The sequence below is a fragment of the Pseudomonas sp. FR229a genome (assembly GCF_030209115.1).
GTDB lineage: Bacteria > Pseudomonadota > Gammaproteobacteria > Pseudomonadales > Pseudomonadaceae > Aquipseudomonas > Aquipseudomonas moraviensis_A.
In genome coordinates this window covers 88,418-101,764 of record NZ_JARVSP010000029.1, presented here as the reverse complement: position 1 = coordinate 101,764, position 13,347 = coordinate 88,418, and the positions used below count along the sequence as shown (strand labels likewise).

The 13,347-nt window shown below is 60.3% G+C and carries 12 protein-coding genes; 5 read left to right on the top strand and 7 right to left on the bottom strand.

Going from position 1 to position 13,347, the window contains the following annotated elements; all coding sequences use genetic code 11:
* Window positions 1-203: 203 nt before the first annotated feature.
* The gene (locus QRN33_RS22995; protein ID WP_064361906.1) at window positions 204-1,079 is read right to left on the bottom strand and encodes a LysR family transcriptional regulator; all 876 of its coding nucleotides are present in this window, start codon (window positions 1,077-1,079) and stop codon (window positions 204-206) included.
* A gap of 98 nt (window positions 1,080-1,177) precedes the next feature.
* Here QRN33_RS22995 and QRN33_RS22990 point away from each other — a divergent pair, with 98 nt between their 5' ends.
* The 3 genes from QRN33_RS22990 to QRN33_RS26785 all read left to right on the top strand — a co-directional run bounded on the left by QRN33_RS22990 (window position 1,178) and on the right by QRN33_RS26785 (window position 4,193).
* Window positions 1,178-2,347 carry a mandelate racemase/muconate lactonizing enzyme family protein gene (locus QRN33_RS22990; RefSeq protein WP_285410284.1) on the top strand — a complete coding sequence of 390 codons (1,170 nt, stop codon included), beginning with the start codon at window positions 1,178-1,180 and terminating at the stop codon, window positions 2,345-2,347.
* Between the two features lie 102 nt (window positions 2,348-2,449).
* Window positions 2,450-3,757: a C4-dicarboxylate transporter DctA gene (dctA, locus tag QRN33_RS22985; RefSeq protein WP_285410283.1), complete on the top strand. Its 1,308-nt coding sequence runs from the start codon at window positions 2,450-2,452 to the stop codon at window positions 3,755-3,757.
* Between the two features lie 289 nt (window positions 3,758-4,046).
* Entirely contained in the window at window positions 4,047-4,193 is a 147-nt protein-coding gene (locus QRN33_RS26785; protein ID WP_416220751.1) for a hypothetical protein, read from the top strand.
* 17 nt (window positions 4,194-4,210) lie between these two features.
* Here QRN33_RS26785 and QRN33_RS22975 read toward each other — a convergent pair whose 3' ends face one another.
* Window positions 4,211-4,702 (bottom strand): P-loop nucleotide/nucleoside kinase family protein, encoded by a 492-nt coding sequence (locus tag QRN33_RS22975; protein WP_064361902.1) that lies wholly within the window; start codon window positions 4,700-4,702, stop codon window positions 4,211-4,213.
* A 28-nt stretch (window positions 4,703-4,730) separates the two neighbouring features.
* Window positions 4,731-5,627 carry a LysR family transcriptional regulator gene (locus QRN33_RS22970; protein ID WP_285410282.1) on the bottom strand — a complete coding sequence of 299 codons (897 nt, stop codon included), beginning with the start codon at window positions 5,625-5,627 and terminating at the stop codon, window positions 4,731-4,733.
* A gap of 221 nt (window positions 5,628-5,848) precedes the next feature.
* On the opposite strand from QRN33_RS22970, the gene QRN33_RS22965 reads away from it, so the two are divergent.
* Entirely contained in the window at window positions 5,849-6,475 is a 627-nt protein-coding gene (locus QRN33_RS22965) for a hydrolase (RefSeq protein ID WP_285410280.1), read from the top strand.
* A 93-nt stretch (window positions 6,476-6,568) separates the two neighbouring features.
* Here QRN33_RS22965 and QRN33_RS22960 read toward each other — a convergent pair whose 3' ends face one another.
* The 4 genes from QRN33_RS22960 to xylA all read right to left on the bottom strand — a co-directional run bounded on the left by QRN33_RS22960 (window position 6,569) and on the right by xylA (window position 11,879).
* A complete protein-coding gene (locus QRN33_RS22960; RefSeq protein ID WP_042610199.1) occupies window positions 6,569-7,705 on the bottom strand; it encodes a sugar ABC transporter permease in 1,137 nt (378 codons plus the stop codon).
* Window positions 7,706-9,262, bottom strand: a complete 1,557-nt coding sequence (xylG, locus tag QRN33_RS22955; protein WP_252874374.1) for a D-xylose ABC transporter ATP-binding protein — start codon at window positions 9,260-9,262, stop codon at window positions 7,706-7,708.
* 151 nt (window positions 9,263-9,413) lie between these two features.
* Window positions 9,414-10,415, bottom strand: coding sequence for a D-xylose ABC transporter substrate-binding protein (gene xylF, locus QRN33_RS22950; protein ID WP_285410277.1), 1,002 nt, complete (start codon window positions 10,413-10,415; stop codon window positions 9,414-9,416).
* A gap of 147 nt (window positions 10,416-10,562) precedes the next feature.
* Window positions 10,563-11,879 (bottom strand): xylose isomerase, encoded by a 1,317-nt coding sequence (gene xylA, locus QRN33_RS22945; protein WP_285410276.1) that lies wholly within the window; start codon window positions 11,877-11,879, stop codon window positions 10,563-10,565.
* Window positions 11,880-12,165: 286 nt separating this feature from the next.
* On the opposite strand from xylA, the gene QRN33_RS22940 reads away from it, so the two are divergent.
* Complete coding sequence (locus tag QRN33_RS22940) at window positions 12,166-13,341, top strand: XylR family transcriptional regulator (RefSeq protein WP_042610203.1); 1,176 nt, start codon at window positions 12,166-12,168, stop codon at window positions 13,339-13,341.
* Window positions 13,342-13,347: the final 6 nt, after the last annotated feature.

Here is a 13,347-nt window from a genome sequence, read left to right as displayed (position 1 = left end):
ACAATAAATGACCGAAACACGCCGACCCTTTGCAACCGAGCCGAACGCAGGATTTTAACAGCACCCATATCGGCTCCCTCTCCCTCGGGAGAGGGCTGGGGTGAGGGGTTGCCGCGCCGCCGTAATCAAGTCGTACCCAGACACAACATTTCGCCTGCGCTCGTCACGCCTGTGCACCGCCATCGCGCTTCAGCCCGGTCGGATCAATCCCCCAGCTTCGCCCAGAATTCCTCCGCCGAATGACTGATCGGAGCCGTAGGGCGAGTCAGATGAATTTCCAATGGAATGTCCCAGCTTTCATCCAGTGCCCTGACCAGACGTCCATCGGCCATTTCCTGTTCGGTCAGGCTTTTCGGCAGCCAGGCGACGCCTTTGCTTTCCAGCGCCATCGACATCAGTACTGCGGCCAGATGGCTGCTGAACAGCGGTTTCAAGTGCAGATAATCGGCTTTGCCGTGCAGCCTGTGGGCGACGATTCGGCCCAGGCCCGATTCGTGGGTGTAGGCCAGATATGGCAGGGTTTCGGGCGAAGTGCCGAATTGCGCCGAAGCGCTCGCCAGCGGCATGAGCACATCCTCGCCGACCTTTTTGCCAATGAACTGATCAGGTGCCAGCAACGGCGGTACGTCAGGGTGGCGATGGCACAGCAGGAACTGCACCTGGCCATGAATCAGCATCTGTTCACACACGGCCATGCTGTCGGAATGCAGGCGAACCGCATCGATCGGCGCACCCCTTTCGGCACTGCGCAACCAGCGCGGGAAGAAGGTGAATGACAGCGAATGAGTGGCCGCGAACTGCAAGGTTTTTGCCGCCATGCCCGCCACTTCCTGTGCTTCGGAACGCATGCGGTACAGGCGTCTGGCCGCTTCCTGGGCACTGGGCAAAATCTGCCTGCCGGCTTCGGTCAATGTCGCGCCTTGCGGGGTGCGCACGAACAGTTCTACGCCCATCCAGTTCTCCAGCGAACGCACTCGGCGACTGAACGCCGGCTGCGTCACATGGCGCGCTTCAGCGGCCCGGACAAAGCTGCCGTACTCGGCCAGCGCGGAAAAATCCTCAAGCCAAACCAGTTCCAAGGGCAATGCCTCCTGTGCATAGGGCGCGGCATTAATAGCATTGGGCGGGTGTCGTCGCAAAGCATAACGTTGGGCCACCACAACAAGAGGAACCCGTCATGCGTATCGTCGATATCCGTGAAAAAACCGTCTCCATCGCTTCCCCGATCGCCAATGCCTACATCGACTTTTCGAAGATGACCTGCTCGGTCGTCGCCGTTGTAACCGACGTGATTCGCGACGGTAAACCGGTCATCGGTTACGGCTTCAACTCCAATGGTCGCTACGGTCAGGGCGCGTTGATGCGCGATCGCTTTCTGGCGCGGATCACCGAAGCCGACCCGGAAACCCTGATCGATCATGAGAACAATAACCTCGATCCGTTCGCCATCTGGAAAACCCTGATGACCAACGAAAAACCCGGTGGGCATGGCGAGCGTTCGGTAGCGGTCGGCACCATCGACATGGCGGTGTGGGACGCGGTGGCGAAGATCGAAGGCAAGCCGCTGTATCGCCTGCTCGCCGATCGTTATCGCAACGGTGTGGCCGATGACAAGGTCTGGGTGTATGCGGCCGGTGGCTATTACTACCCGGGCAAGGACCAGAGCAAACTCAAGGCCGAAATGCAGGGCTATCTGGATCGTGGCTACGACGTGGTCAAGATGAAGATCGGCGCGGTGCCGCTGGACGAAGATATCCGCCGCATCGAAGCGGTCTTGGAGGTGGTGGGCGACGGCCAGCGCCTGGCGGTCGACGCCAACGGCCGCTTCGATCTGCAGACCGGTATCGCGTATGCCGAAGCGATCAAGAAGTACAACCTGTTCTGGTACGAAGAAGTCGGCGACCCGCTGGATTACGCGCTCCAGGCTGAGCTGGCCAATCACTACGAACTGCCGATGGCCACCGGCGAAAACCTGTTCTCTCACCAGGATGCCCGCAACCTGTTGCGCCACGGCGGCATGCGCCCTGACCGCGATTACCTGCAATTCGACTGCGCGCTGTCCTACGGGCTCGTCGAGTACATGCGCACCCTGAAAGTGATGGAAGAGCTGGGTTGGTCGTCGCGTCGCGTCGTGCCGCATGGTGGTCACCAGATGTCGCTGAACATCGCCGCCGGTCTGCACTTGGGCGGCAACGAATCGTACCCGGACGTGTTCCAGCCATTCGGTGGTTTTGCCGACGGTATCCGCGTGGAGAACGGCTATGTCGGGCTGCCGGAGATCCCGGGTGTCGGCTTCGAAGCCAAGTCTGCGCTGTATGCCGTCATGCGTGAATTGGGCGAGGGCTGATTCAGTTTCATCTGCGGCCTCGTTTGCCGAGGCCGCACTTTCAGGCGTCATCCTCGACGCCAAAGCCACATGCCCACCACAACAATAAAATGAGGTGCTTCCGTGGAAACTTCAAAATCGCGCTGGTACAGCCAGCTCTATGTGCAGGTGCTGATCGGCATCGTCATTGGTGCTGCCATCGGTTACTTCGTGCCGGACATCGGCGCCAAGCTGCAGCCGTTCGCCGACGGTTTCATCAAGCTGATCAAAATGCTCCTGGCGCCGATCATTTTCGGCACGGTGGTGGTCGGTATCGCCAAGATGGGCAGTATCAAGGAGGTCGGTCGCATCGGTGTGAAAGCGCTGATCTACTTCGAGATTCTTTCCACCATCGCTCTGGTGGTCGGCCTGATCGTAGTCAACGTGGTCAAGCCCGGCGCCGGCATGAACATCAACGCCGGCACCCTCGATGGCAGTGCTGTCAACAAATACAGCCAGGCGGCGAGCGAGCAGGGCGGTACTGTCGATTTCTTCCTCAATATCATTCCGCATACTTTCCTCGGCGCCTTCTCCAACGGCGTCATGCTGCAGGTGATTCTGTTGTCGGTGCTGATGGGCGTCGCCTTGGTGCAAATGGGCGAAACCAGCAAGCCGCTGATCAACACCATCGATCTGTTCCTGCAAGGCCTGTTCAAGATCGTGGCGATGGTCATGCGCCTGGCGCCGCTGGGTGCCGGAGCTGGCATGGCGTTCACCATCGGCAAATATGGGATCGGCACTTTGCTGTCGCTGGGGCAGTTGCTGGTCGCGCTGTATATCACGACGTTGATTTTCATTGTTGTGGTGCTGGGAGCGGTGGCGCGATGGTCGGGCATGCCGTTGATGCAGTTTCTGCGCTACTTCAAGGATGAAATCCTGATCACCCTGGGCACCTGCTCGACCGAAGCGGTGCTGCCGCGAATGATGGTCAAACTGGAAAAGCTCGGCTGCAAGAAATCAGTGGTCGGCATGGTCCTGCCGACGGGCTACACCTTCAACGCAGACGGCACCTGCATCTACCTGACCATGGCGGCGATTTTCATTGCCCAGGCGACCAACACGCCGCTGACCTTCATGGATCAGATGATTCTGCTCGGCGTATTTCTACTCACGTCCAAGGGCTCGGCCGGTGTGGCGGGAGCAGGTTTTGTGACACTCGCGGCCACCCTCACCACCATTCACTCGATACCTCTGGTGGGCCTGGTGTTGCTGCTGGGCATCGACCGCTTCCTCAACGAGGCGCGAGCCGTGACCAACCTGATCGGTAACGGCATCGGCACCATCGCCATCGCCAAATGGGACAAGTCGTTCGATGTCGAAGCGTGCGAGCGGGAAATCGCCGCCATGAAGCAGGACAAGGCAGCGCGCAAGTCGCTGCTGGTGCACAAGTAATTCGCCAAGCGTGCGGTGTTCCTCTGTTGGCGATCCGGATCGCTGACAGAGGCACGGATCGATACCGTACTGGGTTGCCCAGGTTGACACTCGAATCGGACGTCGACGTGATCATCTTGTCGATTCCTTTCGCCCGATACCCTGATCTGAAGCAGACGCTGAGCCAGGTTCCCGAGCAAGTCGTGGTAATCGACACCTCCAATTACTATCCGCAGCGCTCGCTGCGTGCAGCCTTCCGGACTCATGGCGTCAACAACCCGGGACACCGGCTTACTGCACCGAACTGACCTTGCCGGAACTGAAGCAGGCGCTCGAAGCTGCGGACAAGGCCCGCGCGCCGCTGAACCGTGATGCCTTGATGGCCCGATTCATGGCGCCAAACAGTGAGTTCACCCGCGAGCAGATGGTTGCGATCAATCGGGAAATGACTGCCTGATTAGCGAGCCGACACCTTCAGGTCTGAAGTCGATGAACTTCAACGACCAGCCCCTCCGAAACATCCGGGGCACGAAAGTAGCTGGTGATCAGATCGAATTCGGCGTCGGTCGCCGCGAACTCATGTTCGGCGCGTGCATTGCGCTGATGCAGTCGGCGCCGGCAGGTGTCATCGTCGACTTCGAGGTAGTGCAGCCGATGAGCAACCTGCGCGGCGTCTGCGAGGCCGCGCAGCCATTGCCGGTCAGTCGGGGTGTTGGCAGGGAAGTCCAGCACCACGGCAACTCCCGCAGCGAGCATGTCCGTTACCAGCGGGCCGAGAACCTGACGGATCTGCTTCGCATGGCGGACGTAGTCGGCAACCGAATTGATCTGCTCAGGGTAAAGCCTGGCCAGCCAGTGATCTTCGCTGAGCAGAATGGCTGAGTGTTCAGCCTGTAATGATCGGGCCAGCGTGGATTTTCCAGCAGCGATTTTGCCGCACAAGAGATGGAGCACAGGTGTTGGCATCGGACAGGTCCTTCTTCCGAGGTGGGTATCACACAGATACAGGCTTGGCGAAATGGGGTGACCGGCCGAACGATTCAATCAACAGTTCGGCCAGGGCGTGAATCTTGCGCGCCGGATGCGGCCCGGGTGGGCGGACCACGTAGGCGCCGGCGGGCGGCGGTGGGAATCGGGTCATGATCGGCACCAGCGCACCGGAGATGACATGTTCATAAGTCAGGCAATCCGGCAGATAGGCGACACCCAGACCCGCTCTTGCCGCCGCGACCAGCGCCACCCCGTTGTCCGCCTTGAAGCGGCCTTGCGGACGCACCGAGATCACCTTGTCGCCATCCATGAATTGCCACGTTTCGGTCGCTTGCATCAGCGCCTCGTGGTTGCCCAGCGTCTGCGGCGATTCGGGTTCGCCGTGGGCTTTTAGGTAATCGGGGCTGGCGACGAGTTTGGTGAAAATCGGCCCGATGCCTCTGGCGATCAGGTTGGAGTCGGGTAGATAGCCAACGCGGATCGCACAGTCATAGCCTTCGGCAATCAGGTCAACGAAGCGATCGCTGTAGCAGGTCTGTATTTGCAGCAGCGGATGACGACGAGCCATTTCCGCGAGCATGGGCGCGAAGTGAGTCGGCCCGAAGGACAGCGGCGCGGCGATTCTCAAACGCCCACGGAGAGCGCCGGAAGGCAATATCGTTTCCTTCGCCAGGTCGATTTCGGCACAGACCCGGGCGGCATGCTCGCGAAAGGTTGTTCCAGCCTCGGTAAGCGCCGCGCCACGTGTCGTGCGCGCCAGCAATTGAATGCCCAACCCGGCCTCCAGCCTCGCGAGCCTGCGGCTGACAATCGATTTGGACACGCCCAGCCGGATCGCAGCAGACGATATACCGCCCGCATCGGCGACCTCTACAAAGGTTTGCAGCTCTTCGATATCCAAATCGGCGTTCCTCAAAGTGCGACACAGCAACGCACGCGATGCTACTACTGCGACGAGTCCCGCAACAGCACAATCCTGCTTCCGGACAACTCGGCCAACGGCCGTGGTCCGGAATGAAGTGATCCTCCCGCGCCAGCGAAGCAGTGAGCGCCCGCCAAGCCATCAAGCGGACTCTCACGTTTCGCTACGCGTAAAAAGACAACTAGAAGCAGGAGCAACACATGACAAGCGAAACGATCCGCAACCCGCTCACCGATCAACTCCTGTCGCCGGAAAACGCGGCGCTGATCATCATCGACTACCAACCGATCCAGGTGTCCTCGATCCGCTCCATGCCGCGCGATGAGTTGGTGTTCAACATCACCAGCGTGGCCAAGGCGGCCGTCAACTACAACCTGCCCATCGTGCACTCGACGGTCAACGTTGCGACCGGGCGCAACAAGCCGCCGATTCAGCCATTGCAGGATGTGCTGGGGCATCTGCCGACCTACGACCGGACTTCGATCAACAGTTGGGAAGACGTCGAGTTCAAACAAGCGGTCAAGGCCATGGGCCGACGCAAATTGATCATGACCGCGCTGTGGACCGAGGCGTGCCTGACCTTCCCGGTGCTGGATGCGATCCAGGAAGGTTATGAGGTCTACGTGCCGGTCGATGCGGTCGGCGGTACCTCGGTTGCCGCGCATGAAGCCGCATTGCGGCGGATAGAACAGGCCGGGGCAAAACTGATCAGCCGGGTGCAGATGTATTGCGAACTGCAGCGTGATTGGGCGCGTGAGGCCACTGTTCCGGGCTTCATGGGGGTGTTTGAAAACGCCGATGGTTTCAACGCAGAAAAGCACGCTTAAGCCAGTCGCAAGAGACGGTTCACGCCGTTGATAGGAAAAAGTGAGGCCTGTGATCAGGCCTCATTGGCGTTTTACGAACTCACCTGCAACGTTTCAACGCCGCGCCGTGCGCGTGCTCACATCCACCCAGACCGCCAGCACCAGAATGCTGCCCTTGACGATCATCTGCCAGTAACTGTCGACGTCGAGCATCGACATGCCGTTATCCAGGCTGGTGATCACCAATGCGCCGAGGAGGGCGCCGTAGACGGTGCCGGAGCCGCCGCGCATGGAGGTGCCGCCGATGAAGCAGGCGGCGATGGCGTCGAGTTCGCCCATGCTCCCGGCCGACGGTGAGCCGGCCGCGAGGCGTGCGGTGTTGACCACGCCAGCGAGGGCGCACATCACGCCCATGATGCCGAAGATCCACAGCTTGACCGCTTGCACATTGATCCCGGACAGGCGCGTCGCTTCCATGTTGCTGCCGACCGAATAGACCCGGCGGCCGAACACGGTCTGGCTGGTGACGTAGCTGAACACGCCTAGCAGAATCAGCAACAGCAGGACCGGCACCGGAATGCCGTCATAGCTGTTGAGGGTCTGGACGAAACCAGCGAGCACCGCGCCGATCACCAGCACGCGCACAACATCACGCACCAGTGAATGCGCGGCCAGGCCATGCAGGGCACGATTGCGCCGTTGTTTCCAGGTCAGAAAAATCGTCAGCACGAACAGCAGCACACCCAGGCCGGTGCCGATCGCGTGGGGCAGATAACCCTGGCCGACATAGACCAGCTCCGGCGATACCGGGGCGATGGTAGTGCCGCCGGTGATCCCCAGCAGAATGCCGCGAAACGCGAGCATGCCACCGAGGCCGACGATAAATGACGGTATGCGCAGATACGCAGCCATGTAGCCGTTGGCAAGCCCGATGACCAACCCGCACAGGGCAACCAGACTCAGATTCGCCAGCAGCGGAATGTGATAGACCACGTCGAGGATCGCCGCGAGTCCACCGAGCAGGCCGAGCAATGAGCCGACCGACAAATCGATCTCGCCGCTGATGATCACCAGCACCATGCCGCAAGCGAGAATTCCGGTAATCGACATCTGCCGCAGCAGGTTGGAGAGGTTGCGCGGGGTGAGGAAACCGCCCTCGGTCTGCCAGCTGAAGAACAGCCAGATCAGCACCACGGCAAATACCAGCGCGAGCATCTTGTAGCGGGTGAACAGTTGTTTGACCTGATTCATTTACGCGGTTTTCCGATCATTATTGTTATGGCTGCCCGGCTGGCTGAGGGCGGCGGCGAGCACCTGTTCCTGGGTCAGTTCATGGTTGACGAAATCGCCGCGCAACTGGCCTTCGCCGATCACCAGCACGCGGTCGGACACGCCGAGCACTTCGGCCAGTTCCGACGAAACCATGATGATCGACACGCCCTCAGCGGCGAGCGCGCCCATCAACTTGTAGATCTCATACTTGGCGCCGACGTCCACGCCTCGGGTCGGTTCGTCGAGAATCAGCACGCGCGGTTTCGCCAGGAGCATCTTGGCGAGTACGGCTTTCTGCTGGTTACCGCCCGACAAACTGGTGATCGGCAGGGACGGACTTGCGGTCTTCAGATGCAGGCGGGAGATTTCCCGGTCGATGCAGCCCAGTTCGGCTTCGGCATCGATGCGGGTCATTTTCGAATAGCTTTCGAGTACGGCGAGGGTGATGTTCTGGCCGACACCGAGGTCGGGAATGATGCCCTGGCGCTTACGATCCTCGGGCACCAGGCACAGGCCGGCGCGGATCGCCTTGAGCGGCGTGCGTGTGTCGATCGGTTGGCCGTGCAGCCAGACTTCGCCTTCGTGACGACCGGGATAGGCGCCGAACAGTGCGGTGACCAGTTCGGTCCGGCCGGCGCCGACCAGCCCGGCAATGCCGAGAATCTCGCCGCGTTTGAGGCTGAAGGAAATGTCGTCGACCCGTTTGCGCCTGGGGTTGTCGACGTCGTAGCAGGTAATGTGGCGCGCCTCGAAAATCACTTCGCCAATCTCGTGCGGCTCGCTGGGATAAAGGTTGCTCATTTCGCGGCCGACCATTTGCGTGATGATCTGCGGGATGTCCATGTCGGCCATGGCGGTGGTGGCGATGTGTTTGCCGTCGCGGATCACCGAAATGGTGTCGCACACCGCGGCAACTTCATCGAGCTTGTGCGAGATGTAGACGCAAGCGACGCCCTTGGCCTTAAGGTCGCGGATGATGTCCAGCAGCACCTCGATTTCCGAACGGCTCAAGGCCGAGGAAGGCTCATCGAGGATCAGCAGACGCGCCTGTTTGTTCAGGGCCTTGGCGATTTCCACCAGTTGCTGATAACCGCCGCCGTATTGCGAAACCGGTAGCGAGACGTTCATGTCCGGCACTTTCAGCTCACGCATCAAGGCTTCGGCACGGTGGATCATCGCCGGGTAGTTCATGCGCCCACCGGGCAGCGTCAGCTCATGGCCCATGAAGATATTTTCGGCCACCGACAGGTCGGGAACCAAGGTCAGTTCCTGATGAATGATGACGATGCCGGCGGCTTCGGTTTCGCTGATCGATTGCGCCCTGAGCGGTTGCCCGTCCCAGAGGATTTCACCGTCCCAGGTGCCATGGGGATAGACCGCCGAGAGGATCTTCATCAGCGTCGACTTGCCAGCGCCATTCTCGCCACACAGGCCCACGCATTCACCGGGCCTGACCTTGATGTCGATGCCGTTGAGCGCTTTGACACCGCCGAAGGTTTTGACGATGCCGTTCATTTGCAGCAGATAGTCGGACATGGAAAAGGCTCGTATACCAAGGACTCAAACACCAGACCTGTAGGAGTGAGCCTGCTCGCGATAGCGTCAGTTCAGATACTGCACGGCTGGCTGACCCGCCGCCATCGCGAGCAGGCTCACTCCTACAAGGGTTTCGGACAAACCGTCCGGATCACTGCCCGGCGATCTGCGCCTTGGTGTAGAAACCGTCCTGTTCGAGCAAGTCGATGTTGTCCTTGGTCAGCGGGGTTGGCGTGAGCAGGATGGTGTCGACTTTTTTGCTGCCGTTGTCGTACTGCGAGGTGTAGGCCGGTTTCTCGTTGCGCGCCAGTTGCACGGAGAGCTTGGCTGCCTCGGAAGCGATGAGTTTCAGCGGCTTGTACACGGTCATGGTTTGTGTGCCGGCGATCACCCGTTTGACGGCTGCGAGGTCGGCGTCCTGACCGGAAATCGGCACTTTGCCGGCCAGTTGCTGCGCGGCCAGTGCCTGAATCGCGCCGCCGGCGGTGGCGTCGTTGGAGGCGACGATGCCGTCGATTTTGTTGTTGTTCCGGGTCAGGGCGTTTTCAACGACGCTCAGCGCTTCGGTCGGGTTCCACTCCTTGACCCACTGTTGGCCGACGATCTTGATATCGCCCTTGTCGATGGCCGGTTGCAGCACTTTCATCTGGCCTTCACGGAGGATCTTGGCGTTGTTGTCGGTGGGCGCACCACCTAACAGAAAGTAATTGCCCTTGGGCGCGGCTTTCAGCACGCCACCGGCCTGCATCTCACCGACCTTTTCGTTATCGAAGGAAATGTAGGCGTCGACGTCGGCGTTGAGGATCAGCCGGTCATAGGACACGACTTTGATCCCGGCTTTCTTCGCCTCGGCCACGGCGTTGGTCAACACAGTGGCGTTGAACGGCACGATGACGATTACATCGACGCCGCGAGAGATAAGGTTTTCGATCTGCGAAATCTGCTTCTGCTCGTTGGCATCGGCTGATTGTACAAAGACCTTGGCGTCCATTTTTTCCGCCGCCGCGACGAAGTAATCGCGATCGCGCGACCAGCGTTCCAGACGCAGGTCATCAATGGAGAAACCGATTTTCGGGTGGGTAGCGTCAGCCATTACCGGCAGGGCCAACAACGCCAGGGCACTGGCCAACAGCGTACGTTTCAAGTTCTTCATGGTGGTGCGTCCTTTTATTTTTGTTGGAAAGACACGGCCTGACGATGAATCGGGCTGGTAGAACTGTAGAGAATCTGCCGACGCCGCAGGCACAGAATTGTCGTGCAATTGTCACAGCGTCGTGGCGTCGGCAGCGCTCCTTGGCGATCAGCGATAGAGGTAGCGATTGACGATGTTTTCCAGCATTTCCTGACGGCCACTGACGGCTTGCGGGTTCAACTCGTTGGTGAACGCGTGCTCGGCCAGCGACTCGAGATTGAAGTCGCCCGCCATGACCGCTTGCCCGAACGGCTGACGCCAGCCCGCGTAGCGTTGATCCTTCAGGGTTTGCAGTTGATCGTTCTCAATCATCGCAGCGGCGCGTTCCAGCGACAGGGCGAGGACGTCCATGGCACCGACGTGGCCGTGGAACAGGTCGATCTCGTCGAGGCTCTGCCGGCGCACCTTGGAGTCGAAATTGAAGCCGCCATTCTTGAACCCGCCGGCCTTGAGGATTTCATAGGTCGCCAGGGTCATTTCCTCGACGCTGTTGGGGAACTGGTCGGTGTCCCAGCCGTTCTGCGGATCGCCCCGGTTGGCGTCGATGCTGCCGAAGATCCCCAGGGAGGCGGCGGTGGCGATTTCGTGATGAAAGCTGTGACCGGCCAGGGTCGCGTGGTTGGCTTCGATGTTGACCTTGATTTCCTTTTCCAGACCGTACTGCTGGAGAAAGCCGAATACGGTGGCGCTGTCGTAATCGTACTGGTGCTTGGTCGGCTCCTGCGGCTTGGGCTCGATCAACAGGTCACCGGTGAAACCGATCTTGTGCTTGTGCTCGACCACCATGCGCATGAAGCGCCCGAGTTGTTCGCGCTCGCGTTTCAGGTCGGTGTTGAGCAGGGTTTCGTAGCCTTCGCGGCCACCCCACAGAACGTAGTTGGAACCCTTGAGGCGATGGGTCGCGTTCATCGCGCTGAACACTTGCGCGGCGGCGCAGGCGAACACTTCCGGATCCGGATTGCTCGCGGCACCGGCAGCAAAGCGTGGGTTGCTGAAGCAGTTGGCGGTGCCCCAGAGCAGCTTGATGCCACTCTGTTCCTGATGCTGTTCGAGGCGATCGACCATTTGCGCGAAGTGTTCGCGGTACTCCTTCAGCGAGTTGCCCTCGGGGGCGACGTCCGTGTCATGAAAGCAGTAGTAATCGATGCCCAGTTTGCTGAAAAACTCGAACGCCGCCTCAGCCTTGCCGATCGCCAGTTGCATCGGCTCGCCGCTGCCATGCCATGGGCGTTTGAAGGTGCCGGCGCCGAACACATCGGAGCCCGGCCAGACGAAGGTGTGCCAGTAGCAGGCGGCCATGCGCAGGTGTTCGCGCATCGGTTTGCCGAGGATCAGTTTGTCGGCGTCGTAGTGACGGAAAGCGAGGGGCGAATCACTGTTCGGGCCTTCGTAGCGAACCGGCTCGATATTGGGGAAATACTGCATTGACCTTGTCCTTGTTGTTCTTGGCGGTGTCTCGATACTAGCAACGGCCCCGTGCCTGCTGATTATGAAAAGCCTCAACAGCGAGTGCGATTTTGCGTATTGAGCTTCGGCGGCTTCGCGCATAGGCTGTGTCCATCGTCGCCGCGACAAGGCGGCCCGGAACAGTACAAAAAAATTTGAGACCGCTTTCGCGAGCAGGCTCGCTCCCACACTGAATGTGTGTCGTTCATAAAACCGTGGGAGCGAGCCTGCTCGCGAATGGCCTGACGCAAACTCCGGATCCTGAATGAAAAGCCTACCGCCCGTGCACCGCATCGCCCTGTTGTTCAACGGCAGCAAGATCTATGACCGTGGGATCATCAGCGGCATCGGCAACTACCTGAGCAGCACCCGCGCTTCCTGGGACTTGTTTCTGGAAGAGGATTTTCTCTGCCGCTTGAAGGGCATCGAGCGCTGGCAGGGTGACGGCATCATTGCCGACTTTGACGATCCGCTGATCGGCGAGGCGCTGGCCGACATTCACTTGCCGGTGGTGGCGGTGGGCGGCTCCTACGAAGATGCGCGCGCCTATCCGAAAGCGATTCCCTACGTCGCCACTGACAACAACGCATTGATCACTCTGGCGTACTCGCATCTGGTCGAGGCGGGGTTGCAGCGCTTTGCCTGTTTCAGTCTGCCGCAGGCGCAGGCCAATCGCTGGGCGCAGGAGCGGGAAAAAGCCTTCCGCAAACTGATGCAGCGCGACGGCCTGCACGCCGAGATCTATCGCGGCATGGGCACCAGCGCACCGCTGTGGGACAGCGCCGTCGAACAACTGATCGCCTGGCTGCACAGCCTGCCCAAACCGATCGGCATCATCGCCGTCAGCGACGCCCGCGCCCGGCAATTGTTGCAAGCCTGCCTGACCGCCGGCATTGCCGTGCCCGAGCAGGTCGCGCTGATCGGCATCGACAACGACCCGCTGACCCGCAGCCTGACTCGCGTGCCGCTGAGTTCGGTGATTCAGGGCACCGAAACCATGGGCCGCACCGCCGCGCAGTTGCTGCACCAGATGCTCCACGGCATGCCGTCCACCGGCACGCAAATCCTGATTCCACCGGACGCGGTCAACGTACAGGTATCGAGTCTGCACCAACCGCTGGGCAATCCCTACGTCATGCAAGCGCTGTTGTTCATCCGTCAATATGCCTGTCAGGGCATCAAGACCGCGCAAGTGGCGGCGTATGTCGGCGTGTCGCGCTCGTCGCTGGAAGCGCATTTCCGCGCCGAGCGCGGTTGCAGCGTGCATGACGAGATTCTGCGTTTCAAACTCGCAGCGGCCACCAGCGGCTTGAAGAATACCGATGCGGCGATTGCCGACATTGCCCAGGCCTGCGGCTTCAAATCGGCGCAGTACCTGCACACGGTGTTCCGTCGCGAGTTCGGCTGCACGCCCCGCGAGTATCAACAGGGCGGGGCGTAGCACTGC

Excerpts from the sequence above, each read along its gene's own strand:
- QRN33_RS22990 (WP_285410284.1), top strand. The coding sequence starts at position 1,178 with ATGCGTATCGTCGATATCCGTGAAAAAACCGTCTCCATCGCTTCCCCG.
- QRN33_RS22975 (WP_064361902.1), bottom strand. The coding sequence starts at position 4,702 with ATGCCAACACCTGTGCTCCATCTCTTGTGCGGCAAAATCGCTGCTGGA.
- QRN33_RS22965 (WP_285410280.1), top strand. The coding sequence starts at position 5,849 with ATGACAAGCGAAACGATCCGCAACCCGCTCACCGATCAACTCCTGTCG.
- QRN33_RS22960 (WP_042610199.1), bottom strand. The coding sequence starts at position 7,705 with ATGAATCAGGTCAAACAACTGTTCACCCGCTACAAGATGCTCGCGCTG.
- xylG (WP_252874374.1), bottom strand. The coding sequence starts at position 9,262 with ATGTCCGACTATCTGCTGCAAATGAACGGCATCGTCAAAACCTTCGGC.
- xylF (WP_285410277.1), bottom strand. The coding sequence starts at position 10,415 with ATGAAGAACTTGAAACGTACGCTGTTGGCCAGTGCCCTGGCGTTGTTG.
- xylA (WP_285410276.1), bottom strand. The coding sequence starts at position 11,879 with ATGCAGTATTTCCCCAATATCGAGCCGGTTCGCTACGAAGGCCCGAAC.
- QRN33_RS22940 (WP_042610203.1), top strand. The coding sequence starts at position 12,166 with ATGAAAAGCCTACCGCCCGTGCACCGCATCGCCCTGTTGTTCAACGGC.